16 protein-coding genes and 1 pseudogene are annotated in these 15621 nt (G+C 61.9%); 5 read left to right on the plus strand and 12 right to left on the minus strand.

Features of this window, described 5'->3' with window-relative positions:
• Positions 1-283: 283 nt before the first annotated feature.
• Positions 284-1810 carry an ArnT family glycosyltransferase gene (locus tag ACEWPM_RS04005; protein WP_393961921.1) on the plus strand — a complete coding sequence of 509 codons (1527 nt, stop codon included), beginning with the start codon at positions 284-286 and terminating at the stop codon, positions 1808-1810.
• Between the two features lie 3 nt (positions 1811-1813).
• Here ACEWPM_RS04005 and ACEWPM_RS04010 read toward each other — a convergent pair whose 3' ends face one another.
• Complete coding sequence (locus ACEWPM_RS04010; RefSeq protein WP_393961922.1) at positions 1814-3154, minus strand: sensor histidine kinase; 1341 nt, start codon at positions 3152-3154, stop codon at positions 1814-1816.
• A 37-nt stretch (positions 3155-3191) separates the two neighbouring features.
• Positions 3192-3863, minus strand: a complete 672-nt coding sequence (locus tag ACEWPM_RS04015; protein ID WP_393961923.1) for a winged helix-turn-helix domain-containing protein — start codon at positions 3861-3863, stop codon at positions 3192-3194.
• A 168-nt stretch (positions 3864-4031) separates the two neighbouring features.
• Here ACEWPM_RS04015 and ACEWPM_RS04020 point away from each other — a divergent pair, with 168 nt between their 5' ends.
• The 3 genes from ACEWPM_RS04020 to ACEWPM_RS04030 all read left to right on the plus strand — a co-directional run bounded on the left by ACEWPM_RS04020 (position 4032) and on the right by ACEWPM_RS04030 (position 5890).
• Complete coding sequence (locus ACEWPM_RS04020) at positions 4032-5033, plus strand: glycosyltransferase family 2 protein (protein ID WP_393961924.1); 1002 nt, start codon at positions 4032-4034, stop codon at positions 5031-5033.
• Positions 5030-5401: a GtrA family protein gene (locus ACEWPM_RS04025; RefSeq protein WP_393961925.1), complete on the plus strand. Its 372-nt coding sequence runs from the start codon at positions 5030-5032 to the stop codon at positions 5399-5401. The genes ACEWPM_RS04020 and ACEWPM_RS04025 overlap by 4 nt, the downstream gene beginning before the upstream one ends.
• 99 nt (positions 5402-5500) lie before the next feature.
• Positions 5501-5890, plus strand: a complete 390-nt coding sequence (locus tag ACEWPM_RS04030) for a hypothetical protein (protein WP_393961926.1) — start codon at positions 5501-5503, stop codon at positions 5888-5890.
• 36 nt (positions 5891-5926) lie between these two features.
• Here the strand turns inward: ACEWPM_RS04030 and lptG are convergent, their stop codons facing one another.
• On the minus strand, positions 5927-7024 hold the full coding sequence (gene lptG / locus ACEWPM_RS04035; protein ID WP_393961927.1) for an LPS export ABC transporter permease LptG: 1098 nt from the start codon (positions 7022-7024) through the stop codon (positions 5927-5929).
• A 186-nt stretch (positions 7025-7210) separates the two neighbouring features.
• Positions 7211-7336, minus strand: a pseudogene (locus tag ACEWPM_RS04040) (IS3 family transposase); the annotation flags it as partial.
• A gap of 383 nt (positions 7337-7719) precedes the next feature.
• Here ACEWPM_RS04040 and ACEWPM_RS04045 point away from each other — a divergent pair.
• Positions 7720-7881: a hypothetical protein gene (locus ACEWPM_RS04045; RefSeq protein ID WP_420767997.1), complete on the plus strand. Its 162-nt coding sequence runs from the start codon at positions 7720-7722 to the stop codon at positions 7879-7881.
• A 475-nt stretch (positions 7882-8356) separates the two neighbouring features.
• Here ACEWPM_RS04045 and ACEWPM_RS04050 read toward each other — a convergent pair whose 3' ends face one another.
• From ACEWPM_RS04050 to ACEWPM_RS04085, 8 genes are all read right to left on the minus strand, one after another.
• Positions 8357-8488 (minus strand): hypothetical protein, encoded by a 132-nt coding sequence (locus ACEWPM_RS04050; RefSeq protein WP_393961928.1) that lies wholly within the window; start codon positions 8486-8488, stop codon positions 8357-8359.
• Position 8489: 1 nt separating this feature from the next.
• Entirely contained in the window at positions 8490-9674 is a 1185-nt protein-coding gene (locus ACEWPM_RS04055) for a formate dehydrogenase subunit gamma (RefSeq protein WP_393961992.1), read from the minus strand.
• A gap of 128 nt (positions 9675-9802) precedes the next feature.
• Positions 9803-10417, minus strand: a complete 615-nt coding sequence (gene fdh3B / locus ACEWPM_RS04060) for a formate dehydrogenase FDH3 subunit beta (protein ID WP_393961929.1) — start codon at positions 10415-10417, stop codon at positions 9803-9805.
• A gap of 11 nt (positions 10418-10428) precedes the next feature.
• Positions 10429-13431 (minus strand): formate dehydrogenase subunit alpha, encoded by a 3003-nt coding sequence (locus tag ACEWPM_RS04065; protein WP_393961930.1) that lies wholly within the window; start codon positions 13429-13431, stop codon positions 10429-10431.
• An 88-nt stretch (positions 13432-13519) separates the two neighbouring features.
• Positions 13520-13711 (minus strand): twin-arginine translocation pathway signal protein, encoded by a 192-nt coding sequence (locus ACEWPM_RS04070; RefSeq protein WP_393931259.1) that lies wholly within the window; start codon positions 13709-13711, stop codon positions 13520-13522.
• 60 nt (positions 13712-13771) lie between these two features.
• Positions 13772-14380 carry a TorD/DmsD family molecular chaperone gene (locus ACEWPM_RS04075; protein ID WP_393961931.1) on the minus strand — a complete coding sequence of 203 codons (609 nt, stop codon included), beginning with the start codon at positions 14378-14380 and terminating at the stop codon, positions 13772-13774.
• Positions 14377-14976: a DUF3306 domain-containing protein gene (locus tag ACEWPM_RS04080; RefSeq protein WP_393961932.1), complete on the minus strand. Its 600-nt coding sequence runs from the start codon at positions 14974-14976 to the stop codon at positions 14377-14379. Before ACEWPM_RS04080 ends, ACEWPM_RS04075 begins: the two co-directional genes overlap by 4 nt.
• The gene (locus ACEWPM_RS04085; protein WP_393961933.1) at positions 14973-15542 is read right to left on the minus strand and encodes a DUF3305 domain-containing protein; all 570 of its coding nucleotides are present in this window, start codon (positions 15540-15542) and stop codon (positions 14973-14975) included. Before ACEWPM_RS04085 ends, ACEWPM_RS04080 begins: the two co-directional genes overlap by 4 nt.
• Between the last annotated feature and the right edge of the window lie 79 nt (positions 15543-15621).

The raw sequence follows: 15621 nt of genomic DNA on the forward strand, positions 1-15621 counted from the left end.
CGCGCAACCGCTCTCGCAGTTCATCCTCAAACGGGTCGTGCGCACAGGTGTTGACCTGTAGCGCAAACTTCAATGTCTTGGGATTTTCGTTCATTGCGTAACCTCCTCGGCGGTTGCAGCCGCCGGTTGAGTGGGTTCAGATCGCCCGAACATGACGCCGGCTTTGAGTTTACACCGTTCGCGGCACCACCAGCGATTACCGATCCGTATACTTCGCGCCACATGGCGGCGTATGGCGCCGGACTAACAGTAAGGCATGACCCCTGGACGGAGATTGCCCCTCGTGACCTCGACCGATGTTGCCACCGCCACCAACACCGTACAGCAAGAGCGCAGCAGCAGCGGGCACCGCCTCTCGGATCTGGCTCTGCCCTTGGGCCATGTCCGCATCCTCTGGGCCACGCTGGCCGCCTTCCTCATCGTGCGGCTGGTGGCGATGGTGACGCTTCCGTTCACCGACACGACCGAGGCGCGCTATGCCGAAATGGCGCGCAAGATGGTTGAGATCGGAAATTGGCTGAACCCGCAGGACGGCTATGGCGTGCCCTTCTGGGGCAAGCCACCGCTGAACACATGGATGGCCGCCGGGGGAATGGAGCTCTTCGGCATCAATGAGTTCGCAGCGCGCCTGCCGATCCTGCTGGCCTCGCTGGTGATCCTCGCCCTGGTCTTTGTCTGGGTCCGGGATATTGCCGGGCGCAATACGGCGCTGGTGTCGGTAGCGGTTCTTTTCTCGACCGTGGCCTTCTTCGGTGCGTCGGCCTTCGTAATGACGGATATCCCGATGGCCCTCGGCACGACATTGGTGATGGTGGCGTTCTGGCGCGCGGCGTGCTGCGCTGTGCCGGATCGTGGCTGGGGGTACGCGGTTTTTCTGGGCTTGGCCATCGGGATGCTGGCCAAAGGGCCGGTCGCGGTCGTGATCTGCCTCATCCCGCTGATCCTTTGGCTCACCATCCGGCGCGACTGGCGCCTCTTGCGCCGCCTGCCATGGCTCAAAGGCAGCGCGCTGCTGCTCGGCCTGACCCTGCCGTGGTATGCCGCCGCCGAGGCTGCGACGCCGGGTTTCCTGCGCTACTTTCTCATCGGCGAGCATATCGAGCGCTTCCTCGTGCCCGGCTGGCCCGGAGACCTCTATGGTGGCGGCCATGACGAGGCCAAGGGCATGATCTGGATCTTCTGGACGGGCACAATCCGGCCTTGGAGCTATGTCGCGCTGATCCCGCTCTTATGGAACCTGCGCGGCTCCACCCGTGCGGTGCGCAGCGATGGCACGGGCTGGATGCTCTATCTTCTCCTTTGGGCGATCTCGCCGATGATCCTCTTTACCTTCGCGTCGAACATTCTGCCCGCCTACACGATCCCCGGATTGCCGGCGTCTGCCGTGCTCTTGGTCGTGCTCTACACCTGCCTCTGGGGCAACGCTCCGGGTAAATGGCGGAACGTGCTCTTTGCCGGCAGCGCAGGCGTCTCGCTCGTCTTCTTTGCAGGCGCGTCGATCCTCGCCGTCACCGCGCCCGACATGCTACGCCTCAAGACGCACAAGGCGCTGGTGGCCGAAGCCGAAGCATTGATGCCGGATGCGCCGCTCTATCGGATAGGACAGCGTAGTTTCTCCTCGGAGTTCTACACTGGCGGCAAAGTGCGGCTGCTGACGATGTCCGAACTGGCGGCGCTGGACGCGGGCGACTCCGCCGCGCTGTCGGTGGCGGATCGCTATGTCGCGCAGGTCAACATGCTGGGTTATCGCCGCATCGGTGGCTTCGGGCGAGGCAATACACTTTACGTCTCGAAGCAGGCAGCCGAGTAGGTTTCAGGCCGCTTTCCAACCGGGGAAGGTAACAATCACCTTCAGGCCGGGCGCGTTGTCCTCCAAGGCGATCTCGGCACCGTGTAGCGTGCAGATCGCCTTGACCAGCGGCAGGCCCAGCCCGTGCCCCTCGGTCGTGCGACTTTTCTCGAGGCGATAGAACCGCCGAAAGACCTTGGACCGCTCGCCCGCAGGAATGCCCGGCCCGTCATCCGACATGATGAGGACGGGTGCGGGGCCGAGCGCGAGCGACAATGTCAGCACGGCGCCCGGTGGGCTATGACGAATGGCGTTTTCGATCAGGTTCGACATAAGCTGGCCCAGAAGCGCAGGATCCCCGCGCATCTCGGCTTGGCCATCCGGGATCAAGGCGGTCAGGGTCTGGCCCTCATCCTCGGCTACAGGCTGATATATTTCGACGACATCCCGGGCAAGAGCGCCCAGATCAACCGGCACGAAATGCGATTGCTGCGTTCCGGCCTCGATCTGGGCGATGCGCAGAAGGGCGCGGAACGTCTCGATCAGTGTCTCGGTCTCACCGAGGGCAGCGGTCAGATCCGCGTCTTCCTCATGCGCCTCCTGCATCCGCTCGAGCCGCTGCCGCAGACGTTGCAGCGGCGTGCGTAGATCATGCGCGATGTCCGTGGCGATCTGCTTCTGGCTCTGAAGCAGCGTCTCGAGCTGATCCAGCATCACGTTGATGGCACCTGAGACGCGCGAGAGGTCGTCCCGGTCGGTGCCCAAGAGCGGAATCCGGCGCGAGAGCGCGCCCTTTGCGACCTCCTCCAGCGTCTCCATGATGCTGCCGATCCGCCGCTCGGTGCGGATGCCGACGAATTGCCCTATGATGAGCCCCGCCGATATGACGAGGATGTAGCCTGCGACGAGCGCGATGCTGAGCGCCTCCAGTACCTCGGCGATGATGTGATCGCCCGCGCCCTGGATAAGCGTATAGGGCCCGATCCGGTCGGCCCGCGTCCAGTAGCCCGAAACCTCGCCGCTGGGCGGGCTTTCCGCGTCGACGGCGCTGACGGGCAAAAAGACATGCGTGCCCGCCTCGGCCGCGTCCGCGTCGATCACCGTGCCGCCAAGATGGGCGCCGTGGGGGCTGCGCAACTGGTAGATCCGTTCGCTGTCATAGCTGAACTCGCTGAGAGTCGCGATCCGGTCCAGAAGGCCCGCCTCGCCGCGCAAGGCATAGACCCGCTCGAACGCCACCAGATCCGACCGCATCTGGCCCTCGATCCAATCGCGCACCTCGTAGTCCGTCATCCAGTAGGCGCCGAAGAACATCGCCGCCGACAGGACCGCGTAGAGAAATGCGAACTGCAGGGAAAGCCGCACCGATGTACGCCCGAGACCCAAGGACACACGCGCGCGCCTAGTCATGCAGGCTGTAGCCCGCACCGCGCACCGTGTGCAGCAGCGGCGCGTCGAAGGGCTTGTCGATCTTGTTGCGCAGACGGCTGATATGCGTCTCGACCACGTTCGTGTGGGGATCGAAATGGAAATCCCACACCGACTCCAGCAGCATGGTGCGCGTCAGAACCTTGCCCGCGTTGCGCAGAAGATAGACCAGCAGGCGATATTCGCGCGGCTGCAACGTGATCGTCTGACCCGCGCGGCTGACCGAGTGGCGCACGAGGTCCAGCTCCAGATCGGCAAGGCGCATCACTGTCTCTTCCATCTGCATCGGCGGGCGGCGCATCAGGGCGGTGAGGCGGGCGTGCAGTTCGGAAAAGGCGAAGGGTTTGACAAGGTAGTCGTCCGCCCCGGCGTCCAGCCCCTCGACCCGATCGTTGAGACCGCCCATCGCGCTGAGGATGATGATCGGCGAGCGCACATCGGCGATCCGGATCGACTTGACCAGCGACAGACCGTCCAGCTTGGGCAGCATGCGGTCGATCACCATCACGTCGAAATCATTGTCGAGGGCGTGGAGATACCCCTCCTTGCCATCCGCTGCATGCAAGGCGATATGCCCATGCGCCGTCAGGCTCGAGCAGATGTAATCCGCCGTCTCGGCATCATCCTCAACCACCAGAATCCGCATACACGCACTGCCTTTTCGAATGCTTCCGACACCACTCCTACCCCAAAGGCCGCGCCAGTGCGCATCTGAATTCCGAACATTGCCAAATCGTATAGTTTCGATCAGCCGTCGGTGCGCACTGGCGGACTAGACAGCGGTCATGCAATCCTGACCGCTGGAGCCGCCCAGATGAAGATCACCCCGATTTCCGCCGATATCGTCCACACGCCCCACCGTCAGCCTGCGCGCAAAATCGAGCTATCCTTTGTGATCCCTGCCCATAACGAGGCAGGTAGCATCGCCGTGACCATTGATCGCGTGCATGCCGAGGCGGCGCGGCTGGGCCTTACCCACGAGATCCTGATCGTCGACGATGGCAGCAGCGACGCCACCTCGTCCGAGGCCATGGCGGCCAGCCAATCGGCGCCAGTGCGGGTGTTGCGCCTCTCGCGCAATTTCGGCAAGGAGCAGGCGATCATGGCGGGCCTCGGCCGCGCGTCGGGTGCCGCCACCGTCATTCTCGATGCCGATCTCCAAGAGCCGCTGAGCTGCCTCGAAACCATGCTGGATCACTATCGCAGCGGCTACGAGATGGTCTATGCCGTGCGCGCCCACCGCCGCGACGAGCCGCGCGCCAAACGCGCCTTCACCCGCATCTTCTACCGGACGCTAAGCCTCGGCAGCCGCGTCAGCATTCCGGCCGATGCGCGCGATTTTCGCCTGATGGACCGGCGCGTGGTCGATGCGCTCTGCGCTCTGCCCGAGCGGGACCGGTTCATGAAGGGCCTCTACGGCTGGGTGGGATTTCGCAGCATCGCCGTGCCGATCGAGCTGGAGCCGCGCTGCAGCGGCAGATCGAAATTCGGCTTTGCGGAGCTTTTTCGGTTGGCACTTACGGGCCTCACGTCCTTCACAGACTGGCCGTTGCGCATCTGGACCGGCATCGGCGGCGGCATCGCCTGCATGTCAATCCTTTATGGCCTCTGGATCACGCTGCGCACGCTGATCTTCGGCACCCATGTCGCAGGCTGGTCGACCTTGATCGTCGCCATCTGCCTGCTCGGGGGCGTGCAGCTAATCTCCGTCGGGGTTCTGGGCGAATATCTTGCCCGCGTCTTTACCGAAGTGAAGGGTCGCCCCGGTTTCATCATCGCCGAGGAGACGGCCAGCGACGCGGCGGAGCGGCCATGATCGGCCAGATCCTGCGCTTCGGCCTTGTCGGCGGCACCGCAACAATGGTGCATCTCTTGGTCGGCGTGACGCTTATTCAGGCGGATTGGTTGCCGGTACTCGCCAATGCCGCCGCGTTCTGCATCGCCTTCATCGTCAGTTTCGCGGGACATTTTGGGTATACTTTCGCCGAAGGCGCGACGTCGATGCGCGCGGCGCTCATCCGCTTTGTCGCCGTCGCCCTCGCTGGATTTACGGCGAACGAGGCGCTGCTGTCAGGCCTTCTGAGCCGCAATCTTCTGGCCCCGAGCTTCACCCTGATCCTCTCCACCGGCCTCGTCGCGCTCGCCACCTTCGCGCTAGCGCGCAAATGGGCCTTCGCTGCCTGATGATTGCGCCATTGCAGCGCCTTCCCGCGCCTTGCCGCATCCTTGCCGCGCGCCCGACGATCCCCCGGCCTGGTGCTGGCCAACCTTGCAACCCATTGGATGCTCGCGGCCTATAACGCCGATTTCTGGCAGAGCGCCGCCAGTCTCTTCGGCGCCGTGCCGATTATTTTGTTCCTCTTCGTGGTCGACATTTGGGCCTTCATGATGGTCTATGTGCTCATCTGCGCCTATGGCGGCGTCAAGACCTGCGGCACCTCTACCAATGTCTGGATCCCTTGCATGTTCTCGGCACTCGGGCGCGCGGAGGTCAGCTTCGAGGCGGCGAGTTTGCAGGAAAACCTTCTCAATATCCTTACCCGCGCCGGATGTGCCTATGCCAAGACGCGCGGCAAAGGCGGGACGGGCAATCATGATGGCGACGGCTATAAGAAAATTAAGCCTTTGCTTGGCCCCGGCGTGGTTGAGAGGAGCTCAGGCGGCGCGTCCTGACCTTGGGCATATGAGCCGCGAGAGACCCCGTGAACGTCACCCATCCTCAAGATGCAGGATCAGTCCCAGCGCCATCAGCAGTCCCGCCAAGGGCGGCGCCCAGACAGAGATGAGTATCGGCAACTGGCCATTCTCACCCAGGATCAGAGCAAAATTGCGGATGAAGTAGAGCGCGAATCCCGAGAGCAGCGCAAAGAGTACCATCAGCCCCGTGTGCCCCGACCGCCCGTGGCGCATCGTGAACGCGGCGCCGATCAGCACCATCACCGCCAGGAAAAGAGGCCGCGCCAACTCGGTCTGGAGCCAGATCAGTGGCCGCCTTGAGGAGAAACCCGCGCGCTCGAGCTGGGCGATATGGGCGCGCAGTTTCCAGACGGAAACCGACATGGCGGTGCCAGCGGACGCGGCAATGCGCGCAGGCGTCAAACTGGTCTGGACCCGCATTCCATCGCGCCGCTTGGCGCCAGCCTCGGGATTGGCGAAGTTATTGAACATCCAGTCCTTGGCATCTTGCAGAGTCCAAAAACCATCCTCGAGCGTTGCCCTCCCAGCGTCGATCCGCTCGGTTGGGGCACCGTTTGCGTCGAACATGAGGAAGGTCACCGACTGCAAATCGGATCCATCGTGGTTGGCGGATCTCGCGTGGATCACCGGCTGCCCATCCTCCGTTCCCTGGCGCAGCCACAGCCCGTCCGCGCCGATGGAAAGCAAAGTTTGATCGCCGCCGCAAAATTGCCTGCTGAGCGCCTCATATCGGCGGCCAAGACCGCTCACGACCGGATTGAACACGGCGACGGCAACCGCGCCAATAATCAAGGAGACGACGAGCGGGGCTATGATAACGCGCAGCGCCGACCACCCTAGCGCGCGGGTCACCACCAACTCGGATGAGCGCGCCAGCCCAAGAAAAAGCGCCAGTGACGCCAAGATCATCGCGAGGGGCAGAAATTCGTAAATCGCTGCTGGCGTGCCAAGCAGGGTCAGGCCCAGCACCGAGGTAAAGCCGATCTGCGCCACATCGTAGCGCCCCACCTGATTCATCAGGTCCACCAGCGCGAGAATGGCCGCAAAGATCATCAAAACGACGAAGAACGTCACCGCGAACTTTCGCGCGAAGTACCGATGCAGCCTCATGGTTTACGATCCGCGCGCCGCGCGAGCGCGGACAGGCGGTCTTGTCGGAAGGACTGATAGGATCGCTCTTGGGACATGCCGGCCTCGCTCGTGCTTGTGACGAACGAATGAGCCGAGAGGTCTAGCGAAAGGATGGCCCGATCTATACGGATCGGCAATATGGACCTGTCCCACCCTTGTGCCCATTTAAGCCACCTTTCTTTCTAAGGCGACCGGGCTTTTCCAGCCGAGTGCTGAAAGTCGTCGGCGGGGATTGTGTAAACCGTTGATGTATACGACGAACGTCATCTCGGCTTGCCGTCTTGTTTCCCAAAGGCTCACGGCAAATCAAGGGTCGATGACCACGGGGTTCTGAGCGGGATTATCTTCATCAAACGCAATGGCTTACGCTGGTGAGATCGTGAGCCGTTGTCGCGCCGTTAGCCCGAGAGACAATGAACGCGAAATAGGGTCCGCACAAGGCGCTCTGTAACCGAAGGAAGTGATGGAGCGATAAAGGGTCATTGCCCGGATAATGGCCAGCTTGGCGGCCGATCACCGCGAATAGAAGACGGTTATGGTCTCCTCTCGGCAAATTGCTTTGCAATCGCCTTCCCGGCAATGGACGCGGCCTACGTCAAGGCACACCGGGCCGCGACCGGCATGGACGTAAAGAATTGGCAGCGTGGCCGCCTGATCAAGAGGACCAAGGCGGTATGAACATCAAGCTACATGCAGTCAGTGACAGCCAGAGCCAGCCCGTTAGCCTGTTCATCACTGCCGCTGAGGCAAGCGATTACATCGGTGCGCGGCCAGGCTCAGCAGTCAACCAAGGATCAACCGGCTCTTTGGCAGACCGTGGCTATGACGGCGATTGATTCAGAGAAGGGTTGCAAGGCAAACGGATACGCGCATGTATCTCGGGCTGGAAGCCACGCAAGACAACCGCGAAATACTGCACGCGTCGCGACAAGCGCCGCAACCGGATCGAGTTCGTGTTCGGAAGGCCGAATGACTGGCGGTGGATAGCGACATGATACGGCAGCTGTCCGAAGGTCTGCCTCTCGGCAGTCGCACTCGCCGCAACCGTCATCTTCGGCTTCAAGTTTAGGGCCGGATTGGGTCATGTATCAACGCTACAAATTCAACCCTGCATGCTTTACGCCAAGTTCATCGCGTAGAGCCGCGAAAAGCACTCCATTCGGTCGATCTGTAAGGCTGCGAAACCGCCCTGCCCGTCTCAAGCGGTATTGCATGTCAGATCAGGAAATTCCTCAAGATTACTGGCAAAAGACGCGAATGCTTGCCATCTCAAGCAGGCCCACTGTGCAGTCCCGCTGCCCAGCATAACCCCTAGTTATCTAACCGGACATTTCCAGTCGAAGCCGAGAAAGCCCCGGACGAGAAATTCGCCTGCGTCAGGATCAGGTTGGCGCCGATCGTGATGGCCACGAGTGCCACCATTGCTATCAAGAAGGCTTTCATCCTAGGTCTTCCTGCCGTGCCGAATTTCGGCGTCCTGCACCTCGTCCACCCAGAGGCTATGATGCTCACGCGCCCATTGCTCCTCTACCTCACCGCTGCCCATCGCGTCGAAAGCGCCTTCCATCCCGATGCTGCCGATATAGATATGCGCAAAGATGATGGCCGTGAGAACCAGGCTGACAATGGCATGCCACAGCTGTGCATATTGCATCTCTTCCTGCGGTGACAGCGGATACGGTAGCGGGCCCGCGCCGACCCAACCCGGCACGCCCCAGTCATTCAACTTCGCAAATGTCGCGCCGAACATGTTGAATTCGAAAGGGAACAGCAGGGAAAGACCGGAAACCGAGATCGACCCGCCCAGCACAATCACCGACCAGAAGATCAGTTTCTGACCCGCGTTGAATTTCTTGGCGGGCGGATGGCCTTTCCCGAAAATACCGCCACCTTTGGCCAGCCAGTTCAGGTCCGTGCGGTCCGGCAGATTGTGGATGACCCAAAAGACGAAGATGATGACGAGCGCCACAATGAATGCCCAGGATACATTGTTATGTATCCACTTCGTCCCGATCGCGAGGGTCGAGAAGGCATCATGGCCAAAGGCCGGGATCAGCACTTTGCGCCCGAAGAGGGATATCAGGCCGGTCACGCCAAGGATTAGGAAGGAGGCGGCCAGCAGCCAATGGCCAAACCGCTCGACTCCGGTGAAACGGGTGATCGTGCGGCCGGTTTTCGCGCCCTCGATACGGATACGTCCGCGAATGAGGTAAAATAACGCCAAGAGCAGCAAGGTGCCGCCCAAAAGCGCCGCACCATAAATCAGCAGCGGACCTTCGCGGAACTTCAGCCACCACATTCCGGCATCCTGAATAAGCGTTCTGGACGCGGGACCGCGCGATTGGGTGGTCACGTCCGCCGTATCATAGCGCAGCGCGCGCCACAGATCGGGATCGGACTGCCCGCCAAGCGTGCCAAGCGGCGCTGTCATCGGCGCGGCGGCCTCGGGATTGCCGGTTTCGTCGCGCCGGAAGGAATCCTCGACCTTTTGCTGTGCCTGTCTGCGCAGGATATCATCCAGCGTTTGCGCCCCGCCCGTTTCAGCGCGCGGGGTGACCGTGGTCTCCTGCGCCAGCGCCGGAGTCATCAGGCCGCAGACCAGAAGGAAAACTGCGAAGAGGCGTAGCATCATGGCGATCCTTTACTTCAGCGTCTCATGTCAAAGCCATTTGCCCACGTTGAAACGCTTTTCCTTCGGAAAAAGCAGGCGGCCAATAGCGTGCCGCATGCCCAAAGCCATGCGGTCATGCGGGCGCATCAATTGCCGCGTTGCTGCGCCGGCCCACCTTTTTGGCCATAAGCCGTGCCCCAACCCCAAGCACCCGCACCAAAGCCACGCGCGACGATACGTTCACGATAGATGCTGGAGACGTCGTCGCCGTCACCTGCCAACAGCGCTTTGGTCGAGCACATCTCGGCGCAGATCGGCAGTTTGCCCTCGGCAATGCGGTTGCGGCCGTATTTGGCAAATTCGGCCTCGGAGTTGTTTTCCTCGGGACCACCGGCGCAGAAGGTGCATTTGTCCATCTTGCCGCGTGATCCGAAATTGCCCGCCTGGGGATATTGCGGCGCACCGAACGGGCACGCGTAGAAGCAATAGCCGCAGCCGATGCACAGATCCTTGGAGTGCAGGACAATCCCGTCTTCGGTCTGGTAGAAGCAATCCACCGGGCAGACCGCCATGCAGGGCGCGTCCGAGCAGTGCATGCATGCGACGGAAATCGAGCGCTCGCCCGGTTTGCCGTCGTTGATCGTGACCACCTTGCGGCGGTTGATCCCCCACGGCACCTCATGTTCGTTCTTGCAGGCAGTGACGCACGCGTTGCATTCGATGCAGCGTTCAGCGTCGCAGAGAAACTTTGCTCTAGCCATGATCGGTCTCCTTATGCTGTCCAGATCTTGCAGAGTGTCGCTTTGGTCTCTTGCATCTGGGTTACGCTGTCATAGCCATAGGTCTGGGCTAGGTTGGCCGATTCCCCCAGAACGTAGGGATCGGCGCCTTCGGGGTATTTGTCGCGCAGATCCTTGCCCTCGAAATGCCCGCCAAAGTGGAACGGCATAAAGGCCACGCCCTCGCCGACCCGCTCGGTCACCATGGCCATCACCTTGACCTTGCCGCCCTCCGGCCCTTCGACCCAGACCTGAGCACCGTCACGAACGCCCAGATTGTTGGCATCACGGGTATTGATTTCGACAAACATGTCTTGCTGCAGTTCCGCCAGCCACGGGTTCGAGCGCGTCTCCTCGCCGCCGCCCTCGTATTCGACCAGACGGCCGGAGGTCAGGATGATGGGATAATCCTCTGAGAAGTCTTTTGTCTGGATCGAGGCGTACATCGTCGGCACGCGCCAGAACTTCTTGTCCTCGTAGGTCGGATAGTCGGCCACGAGGTCGCGGCGGTTGGAATAGAGCGGCTCGCGGTGGAGCGGCACCGGATCGGGGAACGTCCAGACCACGGCGCGGGCCTTGGCGTTGCCGAAAGGCGCGCACCCGTGCGCAATGGCAACCCGCTGGATACCGCCAGAAAGGTCCGTCTTCCAGTTCACGCCGCCTGTTTTCTCCTTGTAGTCAGACGGTATTTCACCCTGCTGAGACGTCTCGCCCACTTCTTCGTCTGCATTCGAGCCGCCATCATCGGCAGGCTCCGACATCAGGGGCGAACCATCAGGGAAACCGGCCACGCGATCGATGCTGGCCCGTTCCTCCTGGGTCAGATCGCCTTCCCAGCCCAGATCCCGCAGCATCTGCATCGTGAATTCAGGATAGCCGTCCTGGATTTCGGACCCTTTCGAATAGACCCCTTCGGCCAGAAGGTTGTCGCCGTCTCGCTCCACGCCGAAGCGTGCGCGGAAGGTCAGGCCGCCTTCGGCCACGGGAACCGACATGTCATAAAGGACCGGCGTGCCGGGATGGTTCATCTCAGCCGTGCCCCAGCAGGGCCACGGCATGCCGTAGACATCGCCGTCAGCCGGGCCGCCATTGGCGCGCAGCGTCGTGCGATCAAAAGTGTGCTGGTTGGCCATGTGTTTTTTCAGCCGCTCCGGGCTTTGGCCGGTATAGCCGATGGTCCACATGCCGCGGTTGAATTCGCGGGTGATATCCTCGACATTCGGCTCTCCGCCCTCGTCGATGGCGATGTTGCGGAACATCTTGTCGTGAAAGCCGAACTTCTCGGCAAACATGGCCATGATGGTGTGATCGGGCAGCGATTCAAACAGCGGATCAAAGATCTTCTCGCGCCATTGCAGCGACCGGTTGGAGGCGGTGACAGAGCCGCGCGTCTCGAACTGTGTGCAGGCCGGCAGCAGGTAGACGCCATCGGTGCGGTCCTGCATCACGGCGGACACGGTCGGATAGGGATCGACCACGACCAGCATATCCAGCCGCTCCATCGCGGTTTTCATTTCCTTCATCCGGGTCTGCGAGTTGGGCGCGTGACCCCATAGAACCATCGCGCGGGTATTGTCCGGCTGATCAAGGTTGGCCTTGTCCTCCAGCACCCCGTCGATCCAGCGGCTGACCGGGATACCGGTCAGGTTCATCATCTTGGTGTCGCCTACGCTGGCATCGGAAAACTGGCCCTTGAGCCAATCAAGGTCTTCCTCCCAGACACGCGCCCAATGCGCCCACGAGCCTTCCGAAAGGCCGTAATAGCCCGGCAGCGTGTCGGCCAGAACCCCAAGGTCCGTGGCCCCCTGCACGTTGTCGTGGCCGCGGAAGATGTTGGTCCCGCCGCCCGGACGGCCCATGTTTCCAAGGGCCAGTTGCAGGATGCAATAGGCGCGGGTGTTGTTGTTGCCGTTGGAGTGCTGCGTGCCGCCCATGCACCAGACCACGGTGCCGGGCCGGTTGTTGGCCAGCGTGCGCGCGACGCGCTTGAGCTGTTCGCCGGGCGCGCCGGTGACTCGCTCGACCTCTTCGGGGGTCCAGCTCTTCACCTCGTCGCGGATCTGGTCCATGCCCCAGACACGGGTGCGGATGAACTCCTTGTCCTCCCAGCTGTTTTCGAAAATGTGCCACAGGATACCCCACACCAGCGCGACGTCGCTGCCCGGCCGGAAGCGGACATATTCATCCGCATGTGCGGCGGTGCGCGTAAAGCGCGGATCGCAGACGATCAGCGGCGCGTTGTTTTCCTCTTTGGCCTTGAGGATATGCAGCAGGGACACCGGATGCGCCTCGGCGGGGTTGGAGCCGATCAGGAACATCGCCTTGGAATTGTGGATGTCGTTATAGCTGTTGGTCATGGCGCCGTAGCCCCATGTATTTGCCACACCGGCCACGGTGGTCGAGTGGCAGATACGCGCCTGGTGATCGACGTTGTTCGTGCCCCAATAGGCGGCGAATTTGCGGAAGAGATAGGCTTGTTCGTTGCTGTGCTTGGCAGAGCCCAGCCAATAGACGGAATCCGGCCCGCTCTCGTCGCGGATCTTCATCATGCCGTCGCCGATCTCACCTATCGCCTGTTCCCAGCTCAGGCGAACCCATTCGCCGTTTTCTTTCTTCATTGGATATTTCAGGCGCCGCTCGCCGTGTGCATGTTCGCGCACCGACGCGCCCTTGGCACAATGCGCCCCAAGGTTGAACGGGCTGTCAAAGCCGGGCTCCTGCCCGGTCCAGACGCCGTTATCAACCTCGGCAATGACCGTGCAGCCGACTGAACAGTGGGTGCAGACGGATTTCTTGATCTCGACCGCCCGCGCCGCTGCGGTCTGGGCGGTCGCGCGCGAAACGGTGCCGCCGGTTGCCGCAACCGCTGCCAGACCGCCGATCGCGAGGCCAGAGCCGCGCAGGAATGTGCGGCGGTCAACACCAGCGGACGCGGCGCTTGCACCAGGCTTTCTCGCAGCCCGGCGTGCGCTTCCATCTGTCTTTTTCCTGAGCATTGTCTTTCTCCCTACATCTGCGCTGCCCGCAGTCTTGGTACCTATGAATTGCCCCTGCCAGCCGTGCTTCCAGACGGGCGGCGCTGACTTAAAAGCGCGTGCTTTCCAGATAAGCGCGGGTATGTTCCGTATCCTGCATCACCTGGGATGACAGGTCCACTTCGGCGGGCGCGGCCTGCGCCTCGCTGCTGCCTGCGGCAACCGCCACAACGCCGGGCACCGCAGTGCCGGCAATCTTCAGGAAATTCCGGCGGGTCGTGCCCTGTTTCGTGTCAGCCATTTTATGCGTCCTCCCCTGCTGTCATCATGGCGGCCCCTGCCGCCGTTTGATTGGCGGCCATCAGCCCGCCATCATGCGAAATGCCTCTTGTTCGACATTCAAAAACTCGGCGCCCACGGCCCCGACCGAGGCATAGAGAACCGATGATTTCGCGCCCTGAAGATCCGCAAAGAAATGCGGGGCCCATGGGCCGATATGCTTGCTGTAGAATTCCTTTTGACGCGCCAGCGGCGCCGCAGTGCCAAAGCGCCCCACGATCATGCCGCCCATCATCTCCATCAACGAGGCGATGTTGTCCTCGGGCTCGAACGTGTTTTCCGCCCGCGTCATGCCCAGCGCCGCCATGTCGGCGCGCAGATTGGCCAGCGGCTTTTCGTTCAGGAACCCGGTCATGTAGTAGCTGGCATAGGGCAAGAGCTCGCCGCGCCCAAGACCGATGAATAAGGCATTGTATTCCGTGAGGGCGGATTTGGGTTTCGTCACCTTCGCAACCCGCGCCAGCCCCTCGATCGCCTGCCCCAAAGAGGACGCATCACCAGTCAGCCCCGCAGTCTGCGCCAGCAGCAATTCATCCGGCGGACCGGCCAGCATCACGCCGAGATAATTGTAAAGATCCGCGCGCAGGCGATCCTCTTCGTCGATCTTCTGCTGTGCCTGTGCCAATGTCATGCGGCGTTCCCGTCAAAGCGAAAAACCATTCGGCGCGGTCTTTGCTGGTCAGTATCCTGCGGCTCCGGCTCGACGTCGGTCGCCAATTCCGGCGCAGGCGCCTCAACCGCCGCGACCACGTCCTCATGGCTTTCATCTTCTCCCGATTTTTCCTCTTTGTCGAGTGGCACGCCATCATCGGCGTTCAACTCTTCCTGATGTGCCACCTCCAGCACATGCGTCAGCAAGCCCTTGCCAACCTGGTAGTTCGTCTTCAACGGCGCATTTCCATAGCTGCTGGCCAGATAGTCGTCGTCGTAATCGTTCAATCCGTCGACGCAGGCCAGAACCGGATTACTGCGCCACAGCTGGCGCAGCGCGCGTTTGCGCAAATGTTCCGGCACCGCTTTGGACATGAACGCGGCGAAATCATCCCCCTTGGTCAGCGTGTCGGGATCAGGCAGAGCCAGTTCCGCCAGGATCTCCTCATCGCTTTTCTCGGCAAGGGCCTGCTGCTGGCGCGCATTGATTGCGGCCTGCTCGGCGGCGGCTTCGGCCTCAGCCTCGGCCTTGACGGCGGCGCGGCGGCGCGCCCAGAAGCTGTCGGTCCGGGTCACTTCAACGCCCCCATGCGGCTGCGCGGCGAACGGTAGACATCGCTGTCCTGCGCGATGCGCGCGTCGCCGATACCGTCCTCGGCATCCTCGGCGCGCCAATCGCGGCGCTTGCGCTTCACGAACGTCTCTTCTTCATGATGGTGGGTCACGAAATCCGCGATCCAGGCCTGCATGCCGTCCGGCATCGCCACTTTTTCAACCATCACCTCGGCGGAATCGCAGTAGTCCTGCGCCTCGTAGGGCGAGGCCGACACCAGCGTCACTTTCCATGGTATGTCCTGCAACGACGGGTCCGGGCTGAGCACGACATAGACGGATGGCTGCCGGGTCTGCAGCTCGTGGACATACGCCTCGGTGTCGGACACATACAGCTTCAGCGGCAGCGTCGCGGCGTGAAATTCGGTCACGTCATCCTCGTTGCGCAGAACGGTCCAACTGGCCGGTCCGGCACCGGGCAGAATACCTACCGCCCGCCACGCCCATTTTGCCCAGCGCGTCACGCCCGGCGACTTCCGCACCACGACCCCAAGGGGAATGGACTGGGAATTGGGAAAGACGAAGGTCAAGCTGGCACTCGCTGGCTGAAACGCTGAGGTGAGTTTCCGCGAGTGTACTGACTTATGGAAAAAATCAAAGCAGAGTCTT

This window comes from Roseovarius maritimus, assembly GCF_043355895.2.
GTDB classification, from domain to species: domain Bacteria; phylum Pseudomonadota; class Alphaproteobacteria; order Rhodobacterales; family Rhodobacteraceae; genus Roseovarius; species Roseovarius maritimus.